Below are 24,507 nucleotides of genomic sequence, written 5' to 3'. Positions count from 1 at the left end.
GTTCGGGACGCTGGAGGCGCTGTATCCGGGACGCATCGACCTCGGTCTCGGCCGCGCGCCCGGCACCGACCAGGCGACCGCGCTGGCGCTGCGCCGCTCCCCCGAGGCGCTGTCGGTGGACGACTTCCCCGAGCAGGTCGCCGAGCTGCGCGGCTACTTCGCCGCGGACAGCAAGGTGACCCCGGCCGCGGGCAACGAGCCGCCGGTGTGGCTGCTCGGGTCCAGCGGGTACAGCGCGCGGCTGGCGGGGCTGCTCGGGCTGCCGTTCGCGTTCGCGCACCATTTCAGCGCGCAGAACACCGTCCCGGCGCTGAACCTGTACCGGGAGTCGTTCCGGCCCGGCGCGCTCGACGAGCCGTACTCGATGATCGGCGTGTCGGTCACGGCCGCCGACACCGACGAGCGGGCGCTGGAGCTCGCGCAGCCGCAGGCGCTGGCGTTCCTGCGGCTGCGGCGGGGCGCGCCCGGCCCGCTGCCGTCGCCGGAGGAGACCGCCGCCTACCCGTACACGTCGCTGGACCGGCAGATGATCGACGCGCGGCTCGCCGACCAGGTCGTGGGCGGGCCGGAGACCGTCCGGGCGCGGATGGACGCGCTGATCGAGCGGTCCGGCGTGGACGAGGTCATGGTGGTGACCCAGGTGTACGACCACGCCGACCGGCTGCGCTCCTACGACATCCTCGCCGACCTGTACAAGGACAGCTTCGCGCCTAGCGCGGTGTGACCTGGAAGTTGAACGGGACGGTGCCGGGGTCGGGCAGGACGGTGCCGCCGTCCACGCTCAGCACGGCGCCGTTCACGTACGACGACTCCGGGCCGAGCAGCCACATCACCGCCGCCGCGGCCTCCGCGGGCGTGCCCGCGCGGCCCTGCGGGACGAGCCGGGTGACCTCGCCGTACGCCTCCTCCCGTCCGAGGCCGTGCGGCTCGCCGAAGTAGTCCATCTCCATGTCGGACATCTCCGTGCGGATCCAGCCGGGGCACACGACGTTGGCGCGGACGCCCTGCGGCCCGTAGTCCACCGCGATCGTCTGCGTCAGCATGGTCAGCCCGGCCTTGGACGTGGCGTAGGCCGCGCAGCCGAACGGGACGCGCAGCGACGCCACCGACGACACCGCGACGAACGCGCCCTTCGTCTCGATCAGGTGCGGCAGCGCGGCCTTGGCCAGCAGGAACACCGAGGTCAGGTTGGTCTGGACGGTGACGTTCCAGTCCTCGGCCGACAGGTCGAGGACGCCGCCGTTGCGCAGGACGCCCGCGTTGGCGACGACGCCGTCGAGGCGCCCGTGCGCGGCGACGACGCCGGACACCAGGTCGGCGACGGCCTCCGGATCGGACACGTCGCAGGCGCGTGGCTCGGCCCCGGTCTCGGCGGCGACCCGTTCGAGGGCCTCCTTGCGCCGCCCGCAGACCACGACCGTGTCGCCGCGTCCGGCGGCGTCCGCGGCGACGGCGGCGCCGATCCCGCTGCCCCCGCCCGTGACGATCAGAACCCGTTGCATGTCCGTCTCCTCAACTCGTGATCGCGGGCTCACCAAGATAGGCGGCGTGCAGGACGTCGGGTGCCTTGCGCAGCGGCGCCGCCGGGCCGCTGTGGGTGAGCCGCCCGCCGGCCAGGACGTGCGCGGTGTCGCCGATCTCCAGGGCGAGCGTCGCGAACTGCTCGACCAGCAGGACCGCCGCGCCGCCGTCCGCGAGGGCGCGGACGGCGGGCAGCAGCCGCTTCACGATCACCGGGGCGAGGCCGAGCGACATCTCGTCGATCAGCAGCACCGACGGCGACATCGACAGCGCGCGGGCCAGCACGACCATCTGCTGCTCGCCGCCCGACAGCAGCCCGGCCTGGACGTCCATGCGCTTCGTCAGCTCGGGGAACAGCTCCAGCGCGCGGTCGCCGCCGGTGCCGCGCCGCGCGACGCGCAGGTTCTCCGCGACGGTAAGGCTGCTGAAGACCGTCCGGCCCTGCTCGACCAGCGCGATGCCGCGCTTGGCGCGCGTCACCCGGTCGAGCCCGGCGAGGTCGTCACCGTCGCCGGTGAGCTTCCCCGAGGTGATCGGCAGGACGCCCGCGATCGCTTCGAGGAGGGTCGTCTTCCCGGCGCCGTTCGGGCCGAGCAGGACGGTGACCTCCCCGGCCGTGACGGTCAGGGTCACGTCCCGGACGATCGGGGCGCCGCCCCGGCCGACCGACACGTCCTCCAGCTTCAGCTCTCTCACGTGAGGGCCACCTCGTCTCCCAGGTAGGCGCGGGCCACTTCGGGTTTCGCGAGGACCTCGGCGGGCGGCCCGGCGGCGATGACCGTGCCCGCGTCGAGGACGACGATCGTCGCGCAGGCCCGCCGGACCATGTCCAGGTCGTGCTCGATGAGCAGCACGGACGCGCCGAACCTCGCCGGGACCTCGATGAGCCGGTCGGCGAGCGCGAGCGACTCGGCGTGGGCGAGCCCGGCGGCGGGCTCGTCCAGCACGATCAGCTTGGGCCGGGCGAGGATCGCGGCGGCCACCTCCAGCAGGCGGCGGCTGCCGACGTCCAGGTCGAGGACGTGCGCCTCCATCGGCGGGCAGCCGAGGAACGCGCGGACCTCCTCCAGCTCGTCCCGGGTGACGGTGCGGTGCGCGGCGAAGCGCAGGTAGGCGCCGACGGTGAGGCCGGTCGGGACGCGGTCCTGCTGGAAGGTGCGGCGCAGCCCGGCGGCGGCGCGGCGGTGCACGGGCAGGCCGTCGAGGCTGCGCCCGTCGAGCGCGACGGTCCCGGCGGCGTCCTTGATGAAGCCGGACAGCGCGTCGGTGAGCGTGGACTTGCCCGCGCCGTTCGGCCCGATGAGGCCCATGACGGTGCCTTCGGGGACGGTGAGGTCGACGTCCTGCAGCGCGGCGACCTGCCCGAACCGGACGGTGAGCCCTTCGGCCTCCAGCAGCGGCTTCTCGCCGAGCGGCGGTGTGCCGCCCTCCGACGTCTCGCGCGGCGGTGGCGTCGGCGCCGGCCGGCGCAGGCGCAGCCGCCTGGCCAGCCCCTCCATGATGCTGCTGCCCTGCGACAGGGCCTGGACGGCGCCGACGCCGAACAGCACGTTGGCCCAGTCCTGCGAGATCCCGGCGCGGCGGAAGAACTCCGGCACGAACATGATCAGGAAGCCGCCGAACATGGCGCCGAAGATGAACTCGCTGCCCGCCATCACCGCGACGACGAACAGCGCCAGCGACGCGATCACCCCGAAGTTCTGCGCGGTGATCATGCCGACCTGCCCGGCGAGCAGCCCGCCCGCGAGGCCCGCCGCGAACGCGCTGAGCGCGAACGCCGACAGCTTGGCGCGGGCGACGCTCGTCCCGGCGGCGGCGGTGGCGCGCTCGGAGAACCGGACGGCCCGCCACGCCGCGCCCATCCGGGTGCGCCCGAGCCATTCGACGGCGAGCGCGAGCACCACGAACAGCAGGCCCGCGTAGACGAAGTACTGCCGGTCGGTGGCGATGAACTCGGGCCGCAGCACCTGCTGGTAGGTGTCGACGCCGGGGAAGTTGATCGCGGAGACGACCACGGCCGCCGCCGCGGCGAACCCGAGCGTGACGACCGCGAGGTGCACGCCGCGCAGCCGCAGCGCCGGGAGGCCGATCAGGATCCCGAACGGCATCGCGACGAGGCCGCCCGCGAGCGTCCAGACGATCAGCGTCCCGGGGGCGTTCCACACGTTGAGCTGCGCGACCGTCCACGCGCCGACGGCGGCGAACGACAGCTGGCACAGCGAGTTCATGCCCGCGCGCCCGACGATCCCGAGGCCGAGCAGCGCGACCGCCGACACCAGCGCCGACGTCGCGAGGAACAGCCAGTACTGCGGGACGGCGACCGCCGCGACCACGACGACCGCCAGCGCCAGCGCCGGCTGCCGCACGAATGTGAGATCAACGCGCCGCATCCCACACCTCCCTCCGCTGGGACCAGATCAGGATCGCGAGGATCGCCAGGAACGGCACCGTGTCGCGGTACTGCTGCAGCTCGGACACGTGCGCGAGCGCGCCCTGCAGCGCGCCGAGCCCGAGCCCGCCCGCGACCGTGAGGCCGAGGCTGCGGAAGCCGCCGACGAGCGCGGCGGCCCCCGCGGGAATGATCATCAGGGCCAGCGACGTCTGGTCGCTGGTCTGCTGCGGCGCGATGACCAGCAGCACCGCCGCCGACAGCAGCCCGGTGACCGCCCACATCAGCACGCCGAGCCGCCGGGACGGGATGGCGTGCAGCTCCGCGGTCGTCGGACGTTCCGACAGCGCGCGGAGCCGCAGCCCGAGGACCGTCCGGGTGAGGACGAGCCACGCCCCCGCCGCCACCGCGATCGAGCCGGCCGTGCACACGGCCGCGGCCTGCGTGATCGTGATGTCGTTGACGGTGATGAGCGAACCGCCGAACTGGCCGGGCATGCGGCGCGGGTCCGTCCCGAACGCCAGGTAGGACACGGCGAGCAGGCTGACCAGGAACGCGATCGAGATCGCGGAACGCTGGTCGGGGCCCGCCTCACCGAACCATCTGCCCATCACCCAGCCGAGCGCGGCGGCGCAGAGCGTCGCGGCGAGCAGCCCGGCGAGCGCGGCGAGGCCGTAGGGCCAGCCGTGCTCGGCCAGGATCGCCATCGTGTAGACGCCGATCACGCCGATCGCGACCTGCGCGAAGTTGACGACCCTGACCAGCCGGAACATCAGTGTGAGGCAGAGGCCGAGCGCGGCGTACGCGCCGCCGCCGGCGAGTCCTGCGATCGCTCCCTCAACCATTGGGCAGTTTGATCCAGTCGTCGGTGAGCACGGTCCAGCCGCCCTTGCCGTCCGGCTGGACGAACTTGGCGGCGAGGTTGGAGGCGTGGGCGTTGCCGGATCCGAACCCGAACGGCAGGCCGGTCATCTCGGAGGGCAGCGGCTTGAGGTTCTTCATCGCCTCGGTGACGGACTCGCGGGTGATGTCGCCCTTGATCGAGCGCAGCACCGTGACCAGGTGCTGGGCGGCCAGGTACCCGCCCTGCGCGAACGAGGTGAGCGGCAGCTTGTGCCGGGTCATGGTGTCCCGCCAGTCCTTGTTGGCCGCGGACTGCTGGTCGGTGTACGGCTCGAACTCCGACAGCGCGTAGATGTCCTTGCCGGCCGGACCGAGCGCCTTCGCCACCTCCACGGTGTAGGCGGGCGCGAGGAACAGCCACTTGATGCCCTTGACCCGCTGCGCCTGCGCGGCCTTCACCCAGCCGATCAGCATGGGCTCGACACCGTTGAACAGGACCGCTTCGCAGCCCGCGTCCCGCGCCCGCAGGATGTAGGGCGTGAAGTCGGTGGTGTTCGCCGACAGGCTCAGGTCGGTGATCAACGGCTTCTTGCCGGTGATCTTGGACCAGCGGTCGACGCCCTCCTTGTAGGCGTTCGCGGTGCTGCCGATGATGACGAAGAACGCGCAGATCTTGTTCAGCTTCAGCGTCTCGGACGCGTAGTACAGCGACACCGTCGAGCCGAAGAACGGGCCGGTGTTGACCGGCGAGATGTTCGGCGAGCTGAAGCAGCCCGGGTCCACCCCGATCCCGCGCACGTCGGTGATCTTGTTCTGCTGGTACAGCGGGCCGTTGACCTGGCAGTCGACGAGGCTGGCGCCGCCGGCGAGGGCCACGGCCTTCTTGTTCTGGATGACGTCGCGGGCGGCGAGGGCGGCGCTGGCCGGGTCGCCCTTGTCGTCGGCGGCGGTGTAGGCGATCTTGCGTCCGTTGATGCCGCCCTTGGCGTTGACGTCGTCGAACACGGCCTTGGCCGCGGCCGACGCCTCGGGGAAGGTGACCGGGCCGCTCAGCGTCGACACCGACCCGATGTTGATCGGCCCCGAGTCGGAGCCGGAGCCCGAGCCGCAGGCGGCCACGGGCAGTGCGAGGACTGCGGCGGCGAGAATGCGTGCGATATGTGAGGTTCGCATGTCAGAGACCTTCGGTGCTGTGGACGACACCGCCGTCGAAGACGGTCATCGCGACGGGGACGTCCGGGAGGTCGTGCGGGTCGAGCGAGGTGATGGTGCCGTCGAGGACGGTGACGTCGGCGACCCTGCCGGGTTCGAGGGTGCCCTTCCAGTCCTCGGCGAAGTCCTGCCAGGCGGCGTTGGCGGTGTAGGCCCGGATGGCGTCGGGCAGCCCGACGCGTTCCTCCGGCCCGTACACCCTGCCGCTGGCCTTCGATTCGCGCAGCATCATCGCCGCGATGCCCTGCCGCCAGTTCGGGTAGGTGACGGGGGCATCGGAGCTGGCGGTGACGGGGATCCCCGCCTCCAGCGCCGAGCGGACGGGGTACTGGTAGGCGGCCCGTTCGGGGCCGAGCATCTCTGCCAGCATGTCGACGATCGTCCATTTGATCGCCGGGTTCATGTTCGCGCCGAAGCGGTGCTCGGCGAGCTTGCGGAGGCTCTGGGGCCCCGGGAAGTCGGCGTGGATGACGTAGTGCCGCGGATCGTCGCGGGGGTGCTGGATCTGCGCGGCCTCCAACGCGTCCACGACGGCGTCGAGGGAGCGGTCGCCGGTGACGTGCACGCCGAGCTGGTGCCCGGCGATGTGCGCGAGGCGGATCATCTCGTTCAGTTCGGTGGTGCGGTGCGCGTCGGACGCGCCGTGCACGCAGAGGCAGCCGAAGCCGCCGCCCTGGTACTCGTCGCGCATCCACGCGGTCTTGTTGGGCGGGGTGCCGTCGGCGAAGAGCTTGACGCCGATGACGCGGAGGATGCGGGGGTCGACGTCCTCCGGGACGCGGGCGCTCGCGAGGCCCTCGGCGATCTCGGCGACGGAGCCGCCCATGCCGTGGAGCATCAGCAGGACGCTGACGCGGGCGCCGAGGTCGCCGGCGCGGGCGAGGTCGCCGTAGACGTCCAGGGTGAGCTGGTCGGACGCGCCCGCGAACAGGCTCTTGCCGCCGGGGCCGAGCCCGGGCTCGGTGTAGCTGGTGATGCCCTCCCTGTGCAGGACGGCGACGTTCTCGCGGATGGCCCGCACGATCTCCTCGCGGGTGAAGGCGGGCAGGCGTCCCTGGATCAGCTCCTGCGCGCCCTCGGCGAGCAGCCCGGTCGGGTTGCCCGCGCCGTCGGTGTGGACGACGCCGCCCTCGGGGACCGGGGTGTCGCGGGTGACGCCGGTCAGTTCGAGGGCGCGGGAGTTGACCCAGGTGAGGTGGCCGGTGAAGTCCTGGAGGTAGACGGGGTGGTTCGGCGCGACGGCGTCGAGGTCGGCGCGGTCCGGCATCCGGCCGCCCTCACCGCATTCGGACAGGTAGCCGGGGTCCCAGCCGTAGCCGCGGATCCACTCGCCCTCCGGGATGCGGGACGCGGCCTCCTTCACCGACTCCTGGATGTCGGCGATCGACCGGACGGTGGGGAACGCGACGTCGATCGCCAGCGGCGGGCGGGTCGTGCCGAACGCGGCGCCGTGCAGGTGCGAGTCGTTGATGCCGGGGAGCGCGGTGCGCCCGCGCAGGTCGACGACCTGCGTGCGCGGCCCGGCCAGCGCGCGGATCTCGTCGGTGCCGCCGACCGCGCTGATCGTCCCGCCGGTGATCGCCAGCGCCCGCGCCACGGTGAACTCCGCGTCGGCCGTGAGGACCTCGCCGTCCAGCAGAACCAGGTCCGGCGTCGCGTTCATGTCCATCCCTCGCACTCCGTCCCATCGCCCTCGGGGTGAAAATTTGGGCCCAAACGTATTGCGAACGTACGGGGCCCGATATCGGGGGGTCAATAACGGACGCGTAACGGAGTGACGCCGTTCACAGGTACCCGGACATGCCAGAACCGCCGGCCCCGCTCGGGGGCCGGCGGCCGTCGTTCGTGCAGGTCAGCCCGCGAACGCCTCCTCAAGGACGTCGAGGCCCTCGGCGAGCAGTTCCTCCGGGATGACGAGCGGTGGCAGGAAGCGGACGACGTTCCCGTACGTCCCCGCCGTCAGCACGAGCAGCCCCGCCGCGTGGCAGCGGGCGGCGATCCGCGCGGTCAGCTCCGGATCCGGGTCCTTCGTGCCCGGCCGCACCAGCTCGATCGCGATCATCGCGCCGCGGCCCCGGACGTCCCCGATCTCGGGATGCCTCCCGGCGAGCGCGCGCAGCCGGGGCAGCATGATCTCGCCGATCCGGCGGGCGCGCTCGGTGAGCTTGCGGTCCTCGATCTCCTCCAGCACGGCCAGCGCCGCCTCGCAGGCCAGGGGGTTGCCGCCGTAGGTGCCGCCGAGCCCGCCGCCGTGGACCTTGTCCATGATGTCGGCGCGGCCGGTCACGCCCGCCAGCGGCAGCCCGCCCGCGATGCCCTTCGCCGTCACGACGAGGTCCGGGACGATGCCCTCGTGCTCGCAGGCGAACATGTCGCCCGTCCGGGCGAAGCCGGTCTGCACCTCGTCCGCGATGAACAGGATGCCGTTGGCGCGGCAGAACTCGGCGAGCGCGGGCAGGAACCCGGGCGCGGGCTCGATGAACCCGCCCTCGCCCTGGATCGGCTCGATCAGCACGGCCGCGACGTTCGTCGCGCCGATCTGCTTGCTGATCTGGTCGATCGCCTGCGCCGCCGCCTCGGGCCCGCAGTTCTCCGGGCCGGTCGGCCAGCGGAACGGGTAGGCGAGCGGCATCCGGTAGACCTCGGGCGCGTACGGCCCGAACCCGTGCTTGTACGGCATGTTCTTCGCGGTCAGCGTCATCGTCAGCAGCGTCCGGCCGTGGTAGCCGTGGTCGAACACGACGACCGCGTCCCGCCCGGTGGCGTACCGCGCGATCTTGACGGCGTTCTCCACGGCCTCCGCGCCGCTGTTCACCAGGAACGAGCGCTTCTCGTGGTCGCCGGGCGTGATCCGGTTGAGGTTCTCGCACACCGCGACGTACGACTCGTACGGCGCGACCATGAAGCACGTGTGGGTGAACCGGCCGGCCTGCGCCTTCACCCGGTCGGCGACCCGCGGGTTGGCGTTGCCGACGCCGGTGACCGCGATGCCGGAGCCGAAGTCGATCAGCGAGTTGCCGTCGGCGTCGACGACCACACCGCCGTCCGCGTCCGTCACGTACACCGGCAGCACGCTGCCGACGCCCGGCGGAACGGCCGCCGTCCGGCGCTTGTGCAGCTCCTGGGAGCGCGGGCCGGGGATCTCGGTGACGACGCGGCGCTCCTGCGGGAGGCGCGTGCCGGGTGCGGTCGGGGCAGGGTCCTGGCTGGTCATGGCCTGAACATAGGTCGGCAGCCGCCTACGATGAACCGTACGGGACGGCGAAATCCGCCCCTTGGGATAGACACTTTGCACAGGGATTGCCATGCCGCCCACTCTGGCCACCGTGGCCGCCCTCCCGCAGCTCGGCCTCCGGTCGCTGACCGGGCCGCTGCCGGACACCCCGGTCGTGTGGGTCGCGGTCAGCGAGCTGGAGGACCCGACGCCGTTCCTGGAGGGCGGCGAGCTCGTCCTCACCACGGGGATGCGGCTGGGCGGCGCGAACGCCGCCGGGTACGTGTCGCGGCTGGTCGCGCGGGGTGTGGCGGGGCTCGGGTTCGCGGTCGGCGTCATCCACGACGACGTCCCGCCCGAGCTGATCAGCGCCGCGCGGGACCAGGGCCTCGTCCTGCTGGAGGTGCCGCGCCCGACCCCGTTCATCGCGATCGGGAAGGCCGTGTCGCGGACGCTCGCCGCCGAGATGTACGAGGACGTGACCCGCGCGTTCCAGGCGCAGCGCGAGCTGACCCGCGCCGCGCTGACCGGCCCCGGCGCGCTCGTCGCCCGGCTGGCGCGGCTGCTCGGCGGGTGGGCGCTGCTGCTGGACGCGTCCGGCGCCGTCCAGCACGCCGAACCCGCCGACGCCCGCGACCGCGCCGGCGCCATCGCGCCGGAGCTGGCCCGGCTGCGCCGGAGCCGTCCCGCGGACGGGGGCGCGGCGGCGAGCGTGGCGCTGGCGCTGCCGGACGATCACATCGTCGTCCAGCGGATCGGGCTCGGCGGCCGCCCGCGCGGCTTCCTCGCCGTCGGGACCGGCGCGCCGCTCCCCCACGTCGCGCACACGATCGTCGGCGCGGCCGTCGCGCTGCTCACGCTCCAGTCGGAGACGCCGCGCACCGGCCGCGCCCTGCGCGCCTCGCTCGCGGCGCTCCTGCTCGGACGCCCCGGCGACGCGCCCGCCGTGCCGCGCGGCCCGGTCCGCGTGCTGGCCTGCGCGGGCGGGCCCGCCGTCCTCGACGTCCTGGAATCCGACCCCGCCGGGGCCCGGTGCCTGACCCTTCCCCTCGACGGGCGCGCCGCCGTGATCGTCCCGGACGAGGTGGCCGGCACCGTCGCGCCGCTGCTGGCCGCCACCGGCCCGGTCGGCGTCTCCGCCCCCGCCGCCGGCGACCTCGGAACCGCCCTGCGGCAGGCCGAGGAGGCGCTGGCGGCAGCCACCAGGTCGCACCAGGACACCGTCCACTACTCCGCGCTTCCCGGCCAGGGCGTCCTGCGGCTCCTGGACCCGGGCCTCGCCCACGCCTTCGCCGACACACTCCTCGCACCGCTCCGCGACGAAGACCTGGTCGAGACCGTCCGGGCGTACGTGGCGGCCAACGGCCAGGGCGAGGCGGCGGCGCGGGCGCTCGGCGTCCACCGGCACACGCTCCGGTCACGGATGCGCAAGGCCGCCGAAGTCCTCGGACGCGACCCGGACGACCCGGCCGTCCGCGCGGAACTGTGGATCGCGCTCGCCATCGCGTCCAATCCCGACGGCCGGATTGGACACCGTGGAGACTCGCATACGCGCCCGCCGGGGATAGCGTGAGGTCATGAACGTGACCCCATTCTGGCTGGCCGGCCGGCCCGAGACCGGTGACGGTGAGCTGACCGTTACGCATCCCTATGACGGCCGCGTGGTCGGGACGGCGGCCGTCCCGACGCCCGGGCAGGTGGAGGAGGCCATCGCCGCCGCGCACGCGATCCGCGCGAAGGCCGCCGCGCTGCCCCTGCACGTGCGGGCCGAGGCGCTCGCGCACGTGTCCGCGCGGCTCGCCGAGCGGGCCGAGGAGGTCGCCCGGCTGATCACCGGCGAGAACGGCAAGCCGCTGCTCTGGGCGCGCGGCGAGGTGACCCGCGCGATCTCCACGTTCCGGTTCGCCGCCGAGGAGGCCCGCCGCTTCAGCGCCACCACGCAGCGGCTCGACACCGACCCCGCCGCCGAGGGCCGGATGGCCTACATCACCCGCGTGCCGAAGGGCCCGGTGCTCGGCATCTCGCCGTTCAACTTCCCGCTGAACCTCGCCGCCCACAAGATCGCCCCGGCGATCGCGGCGGGCACGCCGATCGTCCTCAAGCCCGCCCCCGCGACGCCGCTGTCCGCGCTGCTGCTCGGCGAGCTGCTCGCCGAGACCGACCTGCCCGCCGGGATGTTCTCCGTCCTGACGGTCCCGAACGACCGGGCGTCCGCGCTCGTGGACGACCCGCGCCTGCCCATCGTGTCCTTCACCGGCTCCGTCCCCGTCGGCTGGGCGATCAACGACCGGGCGCCGCGCAAGCACGTCACGCTCGAACTCGGCGGGAACGGCGCGGCGGTCGTCCTGCCCGACGCCGACCTCGACTGGGCCGCCAAGCGGATCGGCCTGTTCTCCAACTACCAGGCCGGGCAGAGCTGCATCGCCGTCCAGCGCGTCTACGTGGACCGCTCCGTCTACGACGAGTTCGTGCCGAAGCTGGTCGAGACGGTCGGCTCCCTCGTCACCGGCGACCCGTGGGACGACAAGACCCAGGTCGGGCCGCTCGTCAGCCAGGAGGCCGCCGAGCGCGTCGAGTCCTGGGTGGACGAGGCCGTCGCCGCGGGCGCGAAGGTCCTCACCGGCGGCACCCGCGAGGGCGCCGCGTACGCGCCCACGGTCCTGGCCGACGTGCCCGCCGACGCCAAGGTGTCCCGCGAGGAGGTCTTCGGCCCGGTCATGTTCGTCCAGGCCGTGGACGGTGTCGACGACGCGTTCGCGAAGGTCAACGATTCCAAGTTCGGCCTCCAGGCGGGCGTGTTCACCCGCAATCTGGACATCGCGTTCCGCGCGCACCGCGAGCTGGACGTCGGCGGCGTCGTGATCGGCGACGTCCCGTCCTACCGCGCCGACCAGATGCCCTACGGCGGCGTGAAGGACTCCGGCGTCGGCCGCGAGGGCCTGCGCTCCGCGATGGCCGACTACACCGAGGAGAAGGTCATGATCCTCACGGGCCTGCCCCTCTAACCCTGCCGCTTCGGGGGTCCTGCGCGCAGCCCGGTGCGCAGGGCCCCCGCCGCTTCGGACAGCGCCTCCCGGAACCGTCCGCCCAGCGGCCACATGTTCACGAAGCCGTGGACGAGGTCGTCCTGCCGCCGCGCCGCGACCGGCACCCCGGCCTCCGCCAGCCGCCGCGCGAACGCCTCGCCCTCGTCGCGCAGCGGGTCGAACCCGGCCGTGACGAGGTACGTCGCCGGGAATCCGCTCAGATCCTCCGCCAGCAGCGGCGATGCGGCCGGATCGGCGCGCCGTTCCTCGTCCGGGCAGTAGTGGTCACGGAACCAGGTCATGTCGTCGTCGGTGAGGTAGAAGCCGTCCGCGAACAGCTCCCGCGACCGCCGCCTGACCGTCAGGTCGGCCGCCGGGTAGAACAGCAGCGCGAAGTCGGGCCTGCGCTCGGCGAGCAGGCCGACGACGGCCGCGAGGTTGCCGCCCGCGCTGTCGCCCCCGACCGCGACCGCCGCGGGGTCGGCGTCCAGCGTCCCGGCGTTCGCCACCGCCCACTCGTAGGCGGCCACGGCGTCCTCGGTCGCCGCCGGATACCGGTGCTCAGGGGCGAGCCGGTAGGCCACCGACAGCACCCGCACGTCGGCGTGCACGGCCAGGTACCGGCACACCGTGTCGTGCGTGTCGAGGCCGCCGATGACCCAGCCGCCGCCGTGGTAGAAGACGAGCAGCGGGGACCCCGCCGGCAGCCCCTTCGGCGTGTAGAGGCGCGCCGGGACGCCGCCCGCGTCGACGTCCCGCGTCCGGACCGGGCGTGCGGGCACCCGGTCGAGATAGCTCTGCCCGCGCCGGAGGCCGCGCCGGGCCTCCTCCACCGTGGGCGCCGCCAGGTGCCCGCCCTCCAGCCGCGTCATCCGCAGCAGGAGCTGGGCGTCCAGGTCGAGCCGCTGCCCGTCCAGCCGCACCGGGGCGCCCGCGATCAGCCGCTTGACCGGCCCCGGAAGCCCGAACACCGCGCGGAGCAGGCCCCTCGTGACCGGGGGCGGCACCATCTCACTCAATCGCGGCATATTTCCTCCGGGTGACGCTGCGGCGCCGCCGATCGTAGCGCCCGGTCCCGGCCGTCCGGCATGCCCGGTCGGGCCGGGGGATCAGGAGGGCGACCAGCGCACCGGCCAGGGTGCCGTAACCGCCCCGAGCCGAGAACACCGCCGCGAGGATCGCCACGCCGAACACGCCGGCGAACTGCCGCAGGGTGTTGAAGACGCCGGACGCCTTTGCTCGGGTGAGGGGCGTCGGGTCAGGCGAGGGTGACGGTCACCGGCATCTGCTTTATGCCGTTGACGAAGTTGGAGCGGACGCGGGTCACGTCGCCCGCCAGGCGGATGTCGGAGAGGCGGGGCAGGAGTTCCTCGAACATGATGCGCATCTCCAGGCGGGCCAGGGCGGCGCCCAGGCAGTAGTGGGGGCCGCCCTTGCCGAAGGAGATGTGGTCGTTCGGGCTGCGGGTGATGTCGAAGCGGTGCGGGTCGGTGAAGACGGCCTCGTCGCGGTTGCCGGACGCGAACCACAGGACGACCTTGTCGCCCGCGCCGATCGGCGTCCCGTTGACCTCGGTGTCGCGGGTCGCGGTGCGGCGGAAGTGGTAGACGGGCGAGGCCCAGCGCAGGAACTCCTCGACGGCCGTTGGCATCAGGTCGGGCTCGGCGCGGAGGCGTTCGGCCTGGTCGGGGTGGTCGATCAGGGCGCGCATGGCGTGGGTGATGGCGTGCCGGGTCGTCTCGTTCCCGGCGACGACGAGCAGCAGGAAGTAGTTGTCGAAGTCGCGGTCGGAGAGGGGCTCGCCGTCCATGGGCGTCTGGTTGACCAGGCGGCTGACGAGGTCGGTGCCCTCGCCGCCGCGGCGGCGGGCGGCGAGCTCGCGGCCGTACTCGAAGACCTCGAGCGACGCCGGGCTGCGGAACGGTAGGTCGCGGTACCGCTCGCTCTCCGCGCTGTTCAGCAGGACGTCGGCGTACTCGGGGTCGGTGTTGGCGATGATCCGGTTGCCCCAGTCGATGAGGCGCCGGGTGTCGCCGTCGGGGACGTCCAGCATGCGGGCCAGCACGTTGATCGGGAAGTCGGCGGCGATGTCGGCGACGAAGTCGAACGTGCTGCTGGCGAGCGCGGCGTCGAGGGTGCGGGCGGTGAGTCCGCGCAGGAACGTGGCGTAGCCGGCGACGGCGCGGGGCGTGAACTCGCGCGACAGCAGGCGGCGCATCGCGAGGTGCCGGGGGCCGTCCATCTCCAGCATGGAGCGGCGGATCTCGGCCTGGCGCTCGTCCACCTCTTCGAGGTTGACGAACCTCTCGGACGTGAACGTCGCGGAGTCGCGGTCGGCGGCGACGATGTCGGCGTGCCGGGTGAGGGACCAGAAGCCGCTGCCGCCGTCCGGCTCGGGGTTCCAGTGGACGGGCTCGGTGCGGCGCAGCGCCTCGAACATCCGCCACGGGGTCGCGTCGTCCATGAAGTTGTCGAGGTCGGCGAGGTCGACGGCCAGGGTCTCGTTCGGCAACGGGCCTCCTCAGAGGTGGTGCGCGCCACAGGTGGTACGCGCTTACAGGTGGTACGCGTACTCGCGGAACTCCCAGTCGGTGACGTGGCGGCGGAAGCGCGCGACCTCGTCCCGCTTGTAGGCGAGGAAGGCGGTGACGAACGGCTCGCCGAGCACGTCCTTGAGGGCCTCGTCCGCGGCCAGGGCGTCGAGCGCGGCGGACAGGCCGCCGGGCAGGACGGGGGACTTGGCGGCGTCGTAGCCGTAGCCCTCCAGGGGCGGCGGCGCGGACGCCTTGTCCCGCACGCCCAGGTAGACGGCGGCGATCAGGCCGGCGATCCCCAGGTAGGGGTTGGCGCTGGCGTCCCCGAGCCGCACTTCCAGCCGGGACGCCCCGCCGCGCTCCGGCGGGATCCGGACCATGGCGCTGCGGTTGTCCAGCCCCCAGTCGATCAGCCAGGGGGCGAGGCTGTCGGGGCCGAACCGCTTGTAGGAGTTGATGGTCGGGTTCAGCAGGGCGGCGAGCGCGGGCGCGTGCTCCAGGACCCCCGCGATGGCGTGGTGCGCGGTCTCGGACAGGCCGTCCTCGCTGTCGGGCCCGTCGAAGACGTTGCGGCCTTCGGCGTCCTGGCAGGACAGGTGGACGTGGAAGCCGGATCCGTCCTGGTCGTTGAACGGCTTGGCCATGAACGTGGCCATCCGCCCCTCGCTCCGCGCGATCTCCTGGACGGACGACTTGAACCGGAACGCGCGGTCGGCGGCGTCGAGCGCGGCGGAGTGGTCGATGTTGATCTCGAACTGGCCGCCGCCGAACTCGTGGTTGCCCATCGTCACGCCGAGGCCGAGGTCGCGCAGGTGCCGCAGGACGCGCAGGACGTGCCCATCCGGGTCGCCCTTGCGCCCGGAGGTGTAGACGTTGCCGGGCGCGTCGGCGTACCGGCGCCAGCCGGCGGGCGAGGACGGGTCGGGCTCGCAGAGGTAGTACTCGAACTCGGGCCCGGCGACGGCGTGCATGCCGAGTTCGCCCAGCTTGGCGATGGCCCGGCGCAGTACCTCGCGGGGCCCTTCGGGGCAGAGGTCGTCGCTCGCGGGCTCGTACGCCTCGCCCAGGCAGGACGCGACGCCGTCCTCCCACGGGATCTTCGCCAGCGTCGACAGGTCGGGGCGCACGCAGATGTCGGGGAGCCCGGCGTCCATGCCGCCGGGGACCTCGACGGTCTCGCCGCCGGGCGTCGTGTGGTAGACGGCCCGGCAGAACGACAGCCCGTGGTCGACGACCGCGGGCAGGCGCTCGACTAGCACGTCGCGGGCTCGTTCGATGCCGATCAGGTCGGGGTAGGACACCCGGACCACGTCGATCCCGTCGGCGGCCAGTTCCCTCACCACATCCTCGACCGGTCGGCTCACGCGCACTCCCTCAAGTCATTTGGGTTCAAACCATATGGCGGACGGGCACTCCTGACAACACTTCACGGAGGAGTGCCCTGATCACCAGGGTGCCGGAGTGGCGATTATGCCCGGAAGGCACTATCGTACGGGCCCAAACAATCTGCCGGGAGGAACGTGGTGGCGACCGTCCGAGGCTTCCTGCACCCCAAGACCGCGACGGGCCGCTCGTCGCTGATCCCGAGCCCGCCGTGGCACTACTCCGGCGACCTGCTCACCGTCGAGTACCGCACGGACCCCGCGCGCGTCGCCGAACTGCTCCCCGAGCCGCTCTCCCCCGCCGCCGACGACCCCGGCGCGGTCGCGATCATCTGGGCCGACTGGCAGTCGTGCTCGGAGTCGGGTGAGGAGCTGCTCGACCCGGTCCGCGCGCAGTACAAGGAGTGCTTCGTCGTCGTGCGCTGCTCCTTCGAGGGGCGGACGTACTCCCGGTGCGTCTACATCTGGGTCGACAAGGACTTCGCCATCGCCCGCGGGCTGCACCAGGGGTATCCGAAGAAGCTGGGCTCCATCCACCAGACGCGCCCGCACCCGTTCGGCCCCGCCCCGCGCCTGGAGGCCGGGAGCCGCTTCGGCGCCACGCTGGCCGCCGCCGACCGGCGCCTCGCCGAGGCCGTGGTGACGTTGCGGGAGCCGTCCGAGACGAACGGCTTCGTCAACGGACATCCCATGGCGCACCACCGCTACCTGCCGTCCATCGACCCCGCGCAGGGCCCGGCGCTGGACGAGCTGGTCGAGTCCGGCGCGTCCGGCTTCGAGGCGGGCCGGGCGTGGAAGGGCGACGCCGAGCTGCGCCTGTTCGACGCCCCGACCGAGGAGCTCTCGCTGCTGACGGTCGAGGAGCCCATCGGCGCCTACTACCGCCAAGTCGGCGTCATCTGGAACGGCGGACGGCGCCTCGCCTGACACCTCCGCCCACTCCTGCGGAGTCGGACCAGGCCCGGCAAGGGTAGATTCACCTTCCGGCCCCGTGACAGGGTCGTCAGCGCCGGGCCCCTTGGAGGACGCACCGTGACCGGGCACCACACACTGCAAGAGACCGAGCAGGCCATCCAGCGGCGCCTCGGGGACGTCCCGCTGCGGCACGACGCGATGATGGCGGTCTCCAACATCTACCGGGCCGCCGCCGCGATCCGGCAGCACTTCGAGAGCTCGGTGCTGCGCGGCGCCGACCTGACCTGGACCGCGTTCGTCGTCCTGTGGGTCGTGTGGATCTGGGACGAGATGGAGACGCGGCACGTCGCCGAGGAGGCGGGGATCTCCAAGGGGACGCTCACCGGCGTCGTCAAGACGCTGGAGGGGCGCGGCCTGATCGAGCGCGGCTCGCACGCCACGGACGGGCGGCTCGTCCTGCTCCGCCTCACCGTCAAGGGGCAGGAGCTGATGCGGGCGCTGTTCCCGGCGTTCAACGCCGAGGAGGCGTTCGTGGTGGAGCGGCTCAGCGGCGACGACAACCGCGGCCTCGCGCAGACGCTCCGGTCGATCATCGAGCACCTGGAGGAGGAGGGCGACGGGCGGCGCGCCTCGCTGCGGGCCGAGTCGCCCCCGCCGCCCCGCCGCTCCGGCCGCCGCGCCTCCCGCGCCTGACGCCTCACCTCCTGCCCGGCGTTTCACCCTTGCCCGGCATTCGTTTGGGCCCATACGATATCGGGATGACGCCTACGCCACGCTCGCCCCGCTTCGTGCTCGTGCTCAGCGAGAACTGGACGCTCACCACCGGCCGCGACCTCCCGACCCTCGTCCGGTGGGCGCGCGAGGCCGAGGACGCCGGCTTCGACGCCGTCATGGTCAGCGAGCACATCGTGCTCGGCCCGGACGCGGGCGCGAAGGGCGTGATGGGCAACCCGCGCGACTACGCCTACCCCGGCAACCAGGACCCGTTCACCCCGTGGCCCGGCTCGCTGATGCTGCTCGGCGCCATCGCGTCCGTGACGACGCGGATCAGGCTGGCGGCGGCGGCCGTCCTCGCGCCGCTGCGGCACCCCCTCGCGCTGGCCCGCGACATCGGCACGCTCGACCTGCTGTCGGAGGGGCGCCTCGTCCTCCAGCCGACCGTGAGCTGGAGCCGGGACGAGTACGCGGCGCTGGGCGTCCCGTTCGGCAAGCGCGGCGCCATCCTGGACGAGCAGCTGGAGATCTGGGACCTGCTGTGGCGCGGCTCCCCCGTCTCCTACAGCGGCACGCACTTCTCCTTCGAGGACGTCTACTTCGAGCCCCGCGCGTACCGTCCGGACGGCCCGCGCATGTGGTTCGGCGGGCAGCACCTGCACGACAGGCTCCTCGACCGGCTCGTGAAGTACGGGCACGGCTTCCACCCGCTGGGACACCCCACGCCCGAGGAGACCGACCGGCTCGCCGCCGCGATGGCCGCCGCCGGGCGGGACGCCGCCGACCTGGAGATGATCGGCGGCTGCCGTCCCGTGTTCCCCGACGACGACTCGGTGTCCCCGCTCGAACCGGCGCTGGAGAGCATCCCGTCGCAGCTGGAGCAGGGGTTCACGACGTTCTGCATCAAGCCGTCCCAGTTCACCGACGACCCGGACGGCGTGGGCGCCTTCTGCCGCGAGGTTGTCCGCCGCGCCGACGCCCTGGTGTCCTGACGGCTAGCGGCGCGGGGCGCGGATGCCGCGGAACTCCCAGTCGCCGCCGAACGCGGTGGAGATGACCTCCTCCGACTCGGTCGGCTGCGCGCCGCAGTCGTCGCGGACCGGCACCGGGCCCGCGACGATGTGGTTGCGGAGCCGGCCGAGCCCCTCCGCCTCGACCTCCACGACATCGCCCGGCTGGACGGGACGCGAGTTCGCCGGCGTCCCCGACAGCAGCACGTCACCGGGGTAGAGCGTGATGGTGCGGGCGATGTCGGCGACGAGATAGTGCATGTCCCACTCCATCTCGTCGGTGCTGCCGTCCTGCACCAGCTCGCCGTTGACGTACGTCCGCAGGTACTTGCCGCGGAAGTCCCAGTCGGTGACGAGGCCGGGGCCCAGCGGGCAGAGGGTGTCGGAGCCCTTCACCCGCAGCATCGACCCCGCGTCGGTGTCGCGGAAGTCGTGCAGGCCGTAGTCGTTGGCGACGGTGTAGCCCGCGATGTAGTCGCCCGCCTCCTTCGGCGAGACGTTGCGGGCCGTCCGCCCGATGACGATCGCGATCTCGCCCTCGTAGTTGAGGTACTTGCACCGCTCCGGCCTGACGACCGCGCCGCCGTGCGCGTTCAGCGCCGAGATCGGCTTGTGGAAGTAGGTGGGAGCGGGCGGAAGGCTGGTCTGGAACTCCTCGACGCGGCTGCGGTGGTTGAGGTGCACCGCGACGACCTTGGACGGCTCGCACGGCGGCAGGTGGACGGCCTCGGCGGCCCGCACGCTGCGGCCGTCCGCGCTGACGAGGTCGTCGCCGTCCTTGATGACCTGGGTGGCGGCGCCGTCCAGCAGGATCCGTCGGTATTCGGGCATTTACGCGGTCCATCCGTTCTCAGGGCGGTCGAACCAGATGTGCACCTGGCCCGTCCCGACGGAGTTCTCGTACTCGCTGTAGAGGCGTCCCGGGGCCTTGCAGGCATGCTCGCCCAGGGCGCCGATCATCATGAGGTAGTGGCCGAAGCGGGCCTCCGGCTTGAAGGTCAGGAACTCCGGCATGGTGTCGAGCACCCGGCCGTGGTCGCCCGCGCGGAGCCAGGCGATGCGCTCCTCGTCGGCGGCCCGCGCCTCCGGCGTGAAGATGTGCTCGGGCCCGGACGCCTCGTGGTCGCGGATCACCCGCAGCGGCCAGAACGTGTGCGACAGCGCGCCGGACGCGATCAGCAGCACGCGCCGGTCCGTGGCCGCGATCGCGTCGCCGAGGGCGCGGCCGAGGCGCAGGAAGTCCTCGGTGTCGGCGGTCTGGCACACGCCGATCGACATCCACCGCTTGCCCGGTTCGCCGAGGTACGGGTCGTCGCGCACGCCGAGGTGCGTCCACAGGTTGACGGTCGCGTAGTAGATCGGCAGGTACGGGTCGTCGATCGGGGTGATCCACGTCCCGTGCTTGTCGGCGTAGCGCGCGACCGCCCGCGCCAGCTCGGGGTCGCCGGGGAAGTCGTACGGCATGCGGCACATGCCGCGCGGCAGCTCCTCGGACGTGTACAGCCCCGCCCGCCGCTCGTGCGCGGTCGTGACGAACTCGACCGTCGTCGCCCAGTGGGAGTCGAGGACGACGACGGTGTCGTAGCCGCCCTTCTCGAAGACGTCCTGGCGCAGCCTGCGCAGGCCGGGGACGAGCGTGGTGTCCTCGCCGTTGTTCAGCTCCCGCCGCGTGACCTCGGGCAGGACGATCGTGGGAACGTGCGCGAGGAGTCCCGCGCCGACTATCTCACCCATGGGGCCGTCACCGTGTTCTTCAGGTCGCAGTAGAAATCGAAACTCCAGTCGCCGCCCTCGCGCCCGACCCCGGACTGCCGGGATCCGCCGAAGGGGGCCTTCAGGTCGCGGACGAAGAAGCAGTTCACCCAGACCGTCCCGGCCACGAGTTGCTCCGTCACGCGCCGCGCGCGCTCTGGGTCACCCGTGGCGAGCGTGGCGGCGAGCCCGAACCGGGTGCCGTTCGCCATGGCGATGGCCTGCTCTTCGGTGTCGAACGTCTGAAGCGTGAGGACGGGCCCGAAGACCTCTTCCGTGAGGATCTCGGCCCCGTCGGGGGCGTCCACGAAGAGGGTCGGCCGGTAGTAGAGGCCGCCGAGCTCCTCGTTCGGGCCGCCGCCGATGAGCGCGCGCGCCCCCGCGTCCTTGGCCCGCTGGACGAACCCGTCCACGCGCTCCAGATGGCGCCGATGGATCTGCGGCCCGATGTCGGTGGCCTCGTCGCGTGGATCGCCCTGCGTGATCGCGGCCGCCTTCTCCAGGAAACGCGCGGTGAACTCGTCCGCGATGGACGACTCCACCAGCAGCCGGGTCGCCGCCAGGCAGACCTGCCCGGCGTTGTCGTACTGCTCGACCGCCAGATCGACCGCGAGATCGAGGTCGGCGTCGGCGAACACCACCAGCGGCGACTTGCCGCCCAGCTCCAGCGACAGCGGCGTCAGGTTGGGGGCCGCCGCGGCCGCGATCGTCCGGGCCGTGGGAACCGACCCGGTGAAGCTGATCCGCTTGACGTCCGGGTGCGCGGTCAGCGGCCCGCCGACCTCCGCGCCGTACCCCTGGACGACGTTGAACACGCCGTCGGGAAGCCCGGCTTGGGCGGTGATGTCGGCCAGCAGCGACGCCGTGAGCGGCGTCCACTCGGCGGGCTTCAGCACGACGGTGTTCCCGGCCGCCAGCGCGGGCGCGATCTTCCACGTGGCGAGCATGAGCGGAGCGTTCCACGGGGTGATGAGCGCCGCGACGCCCGCCGGATCCCAGCTCACATGGTTGGTATGGCCCCGGGTCTCGAAGTCCTCGTGGCCGAGATTCAGGAGCCAGTCGGCGAAGAAGCGGAAGTTGTGCGCGACCCGGGGCATCACCCCGCGCCGGTGGGAGCGGATCAGCGCGCCGTTGTCGGCCGTCTCGACCTGGGCGAGCTCCTCGATCCGCTTCTCGACGCCGTCGGCGATGGCGTGCAGCAGCCGCGCCCGCTCCTCCCGGCTCGTCCTGGCCCAGGCGGGGAAGGCCCGGCGCGCCGCGTCGACGGCGGCGTTCACCTCGGCCGCCCCGCCCCGCGCGATCTCCGCGATCGGCCGCTCGTCGATCGGCGAGACACTGGTGAAGGTCTCGGCGGAGCCGGTGCGCTCCCCGCCGATCCAGTGTCCGGGCTCGACGGCGACGCCCGCGACGGTTGCCATCGCTCCACCTCCATTTTGTTTGGTCCCAAATAATCTAGGAACCGGGATGGCGGCGGTCAAGCCGCCCGAGCTACTGTTCGGGTGCAAACGACTCTAGAGGAGGGTTCGTGACCGACGTCCCGTACGAGGAATGGCGCGCCCGGGCCGCCGGGCTCGTCCCGCACACCGGCCACCACATCGGCGGCGAGTTCACCGGCACGGCCGCGACCCCCGTCGTCTCGCCCCGCGACGGCAAGACGATCGCCCACGTCGCCTCGGCCGGGCGGCCCGAGGTGGACGCCGCCGTCGCCGCCGCCCGCCGGGCGTTCGACACCGGCCCCTGGCCCCGCCTCGCCCCCGCCGAGCGCAAGGCGGCCCTCCTGCGCTGGGCCGACCTGATCGAACGCGACCGCTCCACGATCGCCCTCCTGATCAGCCTGGAGATGGGCAAGCCGATCAGCGAGTCGTACGGCATCGAGCTGCGCGCCGTCATCAACTGCGTCCGCTGGTACGCCGAGGCCGCCGACAAGCAGCTGGACGAGTCGCCCCGCACGGGCGGCTCCTCCCTCGCCCTGGTCACCCGCGAGCCGGTGGGCGTGGTCGCGGCCGTCGTCCCGTGGAACTTCCCGCTCACCATGGCCGCCTGGAAGATCGCCCCGGCGCTCGCGTCCGGCTGCACGGCCGTCCTCAAACCGGCCGAGGAGTCGCCGCTGTCCGCGCTGCACCTGGCCGCGCTCGCCGCCGAGGCGGGGCTGCCGCCCGGCGTGTTCAACGTCGTCAACGGGCCCGGCGAGGTGGCGGGCCGCGCGCTGGGCGAGCACCCGGACGTGGACGTCCTCGCCTTCACCGGCTCCACCGAGGTCGGGCGGCACTTCCTGCGCTACGCCGCCGGCTCCAACCTCAAGCGCGTCTGGCTGGAGCTGGGCGGCAAGTCGCCCAACATCATCCTCCCGGACGCCCCCGACCTGGACGCCGCCGCCGACACCGCCGCCTGGGGCATCTTCTTCAACGCGGGCGAGATGTGCACGGCACCGTCGCGCCTCCTCGTGCACCGGTCGATCGCCTCCCGGGTGGTCGACCGCGTCGTCGCCCGCGCCGAGTCGCTCCGCACGGGCGACCCGCTGGACCCGTCCACCGAGATGGGCCCGCTGGTCTCCCTCTCCCACCACGCCCGCGTCATGTCCCACATCCAGGCGGCGAAGTCGGACGGCGCCCGCCTGCGCACCGGCGCGACGGCGGACGGCCGCTTCATCGCCCCCACGGTGTTCGACCAGGTCAAACCGGACATGCGGCTGGCCCGCGAGGAGGTGTTCGGGCCCGTCCTGGCCGTGCTGGAGTTCGACTCCGTCGACGAGGCGATCACCCTGGCCAACGACACCGACTACGGCCTGGCCGCCGCCGTCTGGACGTCCGACCTGTCCACCGCGCACAAGGTCTCCCGCTCCCTGCGCGCCGGGACGGTCTGGGTCAACTGCTACGAGGAGGGCGACATGAGCGTCCCGTTCGGCGGCGTCAAGCAGTCGGGCCACGGCCGCGACAAGTCGCTCCACGCCCTCGACAAGTACACCGACCTGAAGACCACGTGGATCGAGCTGTGACCCGTCCCCTGATCGCCCTTCCGGCGCGCTTCTCCACGTCCGCCTCCGCGCTCCGCTACAGGGCCGAGGTCGCCGCCCGCTCCCTGGTCGAGGCGGTGTACCGGGCAGGCGGCGAGCCGTTCATCATGCACCCGGCGGAGCCGTACGAACCGTCCCGCCTGGCCCGCTGCGACGGCCTCCTCCTGCCGGGCGGCGGCGACATCCACCCCCGCCACTACGGCGCGGACACCGAACACGAGTCCCTCTACGACGTGGACGACGAACAGGACGCCTTCGACCTGGCCCTGGCCGCCCACGCCCTGGAAGCGAACATCCCCACCCTGGCCATCTGCCGCGGCTTCCAGGTCGTGAACACGGTCCTGGGCGGCACCCTCACCCAGCACATGCCTGAAGACCACCGCCACAAGGTCCACCCCGTGACCGTGAGGGCGGGCACGCTCCTGGCCAAGATCCTGGACGAGGAGGAGACGACCGTGTCCTGCTACCACCATCAGTCGACGGCGACGCCGGCCCCGTCCCTGACGCCCACGGCCCACGCCGCCGACGGCACCCTTGAGGCCGCCGAACTGGCGAACCCGGACCGGTGGTTCCTGGCCGTCCAGTGGCACCCGGAGGACACGGCCGCCACCGACCCCGCTCAGCAGGCCCTTTTCACCGCTCTGGTTCGGGCTTCCGGGTAGCGACCCGGTCCAGGAAGGCGTCGACGAGGGCGTGGGTCCGCCGGGCCGCCTCGGCCTCCGTCCGCTTGACCTCCGCGAGGAGGGCGTCCGGATCGATGCCCCGGTCCCGGAGGTGCCGCGCGGCGCCGTTCGCCAGCCATTGCCCGAACTGCGCGGCCGTGATCTCGGGATGGAACTGCACGCCCATCGACCGTCCCACCACGAACGCCTGCGGGCAGACGGCGCTCCGCGCGACCTCGACGGCGCCGGGCGGCAGCACGAACCGGTCGAAGTGGAACTGGAACCAGGGCCCGGTCCCGACCAGCCCCGGATCATCGGTC

Annotated in this window: 22 protein-coding genes and 1 pseudogene; 8 read left to right on the top strand and 15 right to left on the bottom strand. The window is 72.8% G+C overall.

Translation table 11 applies throughout. The features are described from left to right. Nucleotides 1-724 (top strand): MsnO8 family LLM class oxidoreductase (locus E1264_RS20365; RefSeq protein WP_132175828.1); only part of this gene is annotated, 724 nt, incomplete at its 5' end. On the opposite strand, the gene E1264_RS20360 is transcribed toward E1264_RS20365, so the two are convergent. From E1264_RS20360 to gabT, 7 genes are all read right to left on the bottom strand, one after another. Beyond that, the gene (locus tag E1264_RS20360; protein WP_132175826.1) at nt 711-1,502 is read right to left on the bottom strand and encodes an SDR family oxidoreductase; all 792 of its coding nucleotides are present in this window, start codon (nt 1,500-1,502) and stop codon (nt 711-713) included. The genes E1264_RS20365 and E1264_RS20360 overlap by 14 nt on opposite strands. 10 nt (nt 1,503-1,512) lie before the next feature. Further along, nucleotides 1,513-2,217: an ABC transporter ATP-binding protein gene (locus E1264_RS20355; protein ID WP_132175824.1), complete on the bottom strand. Its 705-nt coding sequence runs from the start codon at nt 2,215-2,217 to the stop codon at nt 1,513-1,515. Further along, on the bottom strand, nt 2,214-3,911 hold the full coding sequence (locus tag E1264_RS20350; RefSeq protein WP_132175822.1) for an ATP-binding cassette domain-containing protein: 1,698 nt from the start codon (nt 3,909-3,911) through the stop codon (nt 2,214-2,216). The genes E1264_RS20355 and E1264_RS20350 overlap by 4 nt, the downstream gene beginning before the upstream one ends. Continuing rightward, the gene (locus tag E1264_RS20345; protein WP_132175820.1) at nt 3,898-4,755 is read right to left on the bottom strand and encodes a branched-chain amino acid ABC transporter permease; all 858 of its coding nucleotides are present in this window, start codon (nt 4,753-4,755) and stop codon (nt 3,898-3,900) included. Before E1264_RS20345 ends, E1264_RS20350 begins: the two co-directional genes overlap by 14 nt. Continuing rightward, a complete protein-coding gene (locus tag E1264_RS20340) occupies nt 4,748-5,926 on the bottom strand; it encodes an ABC transporter substrate-binding protein (RefSeq protein ID WP_132175818.1) in 1,179 nt (392 codons plus the stop codon). Before E1264_RS20340 ends, E1264_RS20345 begins: the two co-directional genes overlap by 8 nt. A 1-nt stretch (nt 5,927) precedes the next feature. Beyond that, the gene (locus E1264_RS20335; RefSeq protein WP_132175816.1) at nt 5,928-7,628 is read right to left on the bottom strand and encodes an amidohydrolase; all 1,701 of its coding nucleotides are present in this window, start codon (nt 7,626-7,628) and stop codon (nt 5,928-5,930) included. A gap of 189 nt (nt 7,629-7,817) precedes the next feature. Next, nucleotides 7,818-9,179, bottom strand: coding sequence for a 4-aminobutyrate--2-oxoglutarate transaminase (gabT, locus tag E1264_RS20330; protein WP_132175814.1), 1,362 nt, complete (start codon nt 9,177-9,179; stop codon nt 7,818-7,820). A gap of 91 nt (nt 9,180-9,270) precedes the next feature. On the opposite strand from gabT, the gene E1264_RS20325 reads away from it, so the two are divergent. Both E1264_RS20325 and E1264_RS20320 read left to right on the top strand, forming a co-directional pair. Continuing rightward, the gene (locus E1264_RS20325; RefSeq protein WP_132175812.1) at nt 9,271-10,752 is read left to right on the top strand and encodes a PucR family transcriptional regulator; all 1,482 of its coding nucleotides are present in this window, start codon (nt 9,271-9,273) and stop codon (nt 10,750-10,752) included. Between the two features lie 4 nt (nt 10,753-10,756). Next, on the top strand, nt 10,757-12,184 hold the full coding sequence (locus E1264_RS20320; protein WP_132175810.1) for an aldehyde dehydrogenase family protein: 1,428 nt from the start codon (nt 10,757-10,759) through the stop codon (nt 12,182-12,184). On the opposite strand, the gene E1264_RS20315 is transcribed toward E1264_RS20320, so the two are convergent. From E1264_RS20315 to E1264_RS20305, 4 genes are all read right to left on the bottom strand, one after another. Continuing rightward, nucleotides 12,181-13,215: an alpha/beta hydrolase gene (locus E1264_RS20315; RefSeq protein WP_207936043.1), complete on the bottom strand. Its 1,035-nt coding sequence runs from the start codon at nt 13,213-13,215 to the stop codon at nt 12,181-12,183. The two genes, E1264_RS20320 and E1264_RS20315, sit on opposite strands and share 4 nt — an antisense overlap. A gap of 1 nt (nt 13,216) precedes the next feature. Next, complete coding sequence (locus E1264_RS43515; RefSeq protein WP_165964267.1) at nt 13,217-13,399, bottom strand: hypothetical protein; 183 nt, start codon at nt 13,397-13,399, stop codon at nt 13,217-13,219. Between the two features lie 64 nt (nt 13,400-13,463). After that, nucleotides 13,464-14,717: a cytochrome P450 gene (locus E1264_RS20310; protein WP_243711051.1), complete on the bottom strand. Its 1,254-nt coding sequence runs from the start codon at nt 14,715-14,717 to the stop codon at nt 13,464-13,466. A 42-nt stretch (nt 14,718-14,759) separates the two neighbouring features. Next, complete coding sequence (locus tag E1264_RS20305; RefSeq protein WP_207936042.1) at nt 14,760-16,103, bottom strand: glutamine synthetase family protein; 1,344 nt, start codon at nt 16,101-16,103, stop codon at nt 14,760-14,762. Nucleotides 16,104-16,262: 159 nt separating this feature from the next. On the opposite strand from E1264_RS20305, the gene E1264_RS20300 reads away from it, so the two are divergent. The 3 genes from E1264_RS20300 (at nt 16,263) to E1264_RS20290 (ending at nt 18,742) form a co-directional block, all read left to right on the top strand. Then, entirely contained in the window at nt 16,263-17,048 is a 786-nt protein-coding gene (locus tag E1264_RS20300) for an acetoacetate decarboxylase family protein (protein WP_132175806.1), read from the top strand. Between the two features lie 105 nt (nt 17,049-17,153). Further along, nucleotides 17,154-17,729 (top strand): MarR family winged helix-turn-helix transcriptional regulator, encoded by a 576-nt coding sequence (locus E1264_RS20295; protein WP_207936041.1) that lies wholly within the window; start codon nt 17,154-17,156, stop codon nt 17,727-17,729. A gap of 65 nt (nt 17,730-17,794) precedes the next feature. Then, nucleotides 17,795-18,742 carry a TIGR03619 family F420-dependent LLM class oxidoreductase gene (locus E1264_RS20290; protein ID WP_132175804.1) on the top strand — a complete coding sequence of 316 codons (948 nt, stop codon included), beginning with the start codon at nt 17,795-17,797 and terminating at the stop codon, nt 18,740-18,742. Nucleotides 18,743-18,745: 3 nt separating this feature from the next. Here E1264_RS20290 and E1264_RS20285 read toward each other — a convergent pair whose 3' ends face one another. From E1264_RS20285 to E1264_RS20275, 3 genes are read right to left on the bottom strand one after another with little or no spacing between them, the layout of a single operon-like run. Further along, nucleotides 18,746-19,591 carry a fumarylacetoacetate hydrolase family protein gene (locus tag E1264_RS20285; protein WP_132175802.1) on the bottom strand — a complete coding sequence of 282 codons (846 nt, stop codon included), beginning with the start codon at nt 19,589-19,591 and terminating at the stop codon, nt 18,746-18,748. Continuing rightward, nucleotides 19,592-20,494, bottom strand: coding sequence for a 3,4-dihydroxyphenylacetate 2,3-dioxygenase (locus E1264_RS20280; RefSeq protein WP_132175800.1), 903 nt, complete (start codon nt 20,492-20,494; stop codon nt 19,592-19,594). It lies immediately after the preceding gene. Further along, nucleotides 20,482-21,930, bottom strand: coding sequence for an aldehyde dehydrogenase (locus tag E1264_RS20275; RefSeq protein WP_132175798.1), 1,449 nt, complete (start codon nt 21,928-21,930; stop codon nt 20,482-20,484). Before E1264_RS20275 ends, E1264_RS20280 begins: the two co-directional genes overlap by 13 nt. A 107-nt stretch (nt 21,931-22,037) precedes the next feature. On the opposite strand from E1264_RS20275, the gene E1264_RS20270 reads away from it, so the two are divergent. Beyond that, the gene (locus E1264_RS20270) at nt 22,038-23,507 is read left to right on the top strand and encodes an aldehyde dehydrogenase family protein (RefSeq protein ID WP_132175796.1); all 1,470 of its coding nucleotides are present in this window, start codon (nt 22,038-22,040) and stop codon (nt 23,505-23,507) included. Continuing rightward, on the top strand, nt 23,504-24,187 hold the full coding sequence (locus tag E1264_RS20265) for a gamma-glutamyl-gamma-aminobutyrate hydrolase family protein (RefSeq protein WP_132175794.1): 684 nt from the start codon (nt 23,504-23,506) through the stop codon (nt 24,185-24,187). The genes E1264_RS20270 and E1264_RS20265 overlap by 4 nt, the downstream gene beginning before the upstream one ends. On the opposite strand, the pseudogene E1264_RS43510 reads toward E1264_RS20265, so the two are convergent. Beyond that, nucleotides 24,159-24,507: pseudogene (locus E1264_RS43510) on the bottom strand (aminotransferase); the annotation flags it as partial. The gene E1264_RS20265 and the pseudogene E1264_RS43510 overlap by 29 nt on opposite strands.

It is taken from the genome of Actinomadura sp. KC216, assembly GCF_004348535.1.
In the GTDB taxonomy this organism is placed as follows: Bacteria; Actinomycetota; Actinomycetes; order Streptosporangiales; family Streptosporangiaceae; genus Spirillospora.
Note: the sequence above shows the minus strand (reverse complement) of the source record. Positions and strands in the feature narration are given on the sequence as shown.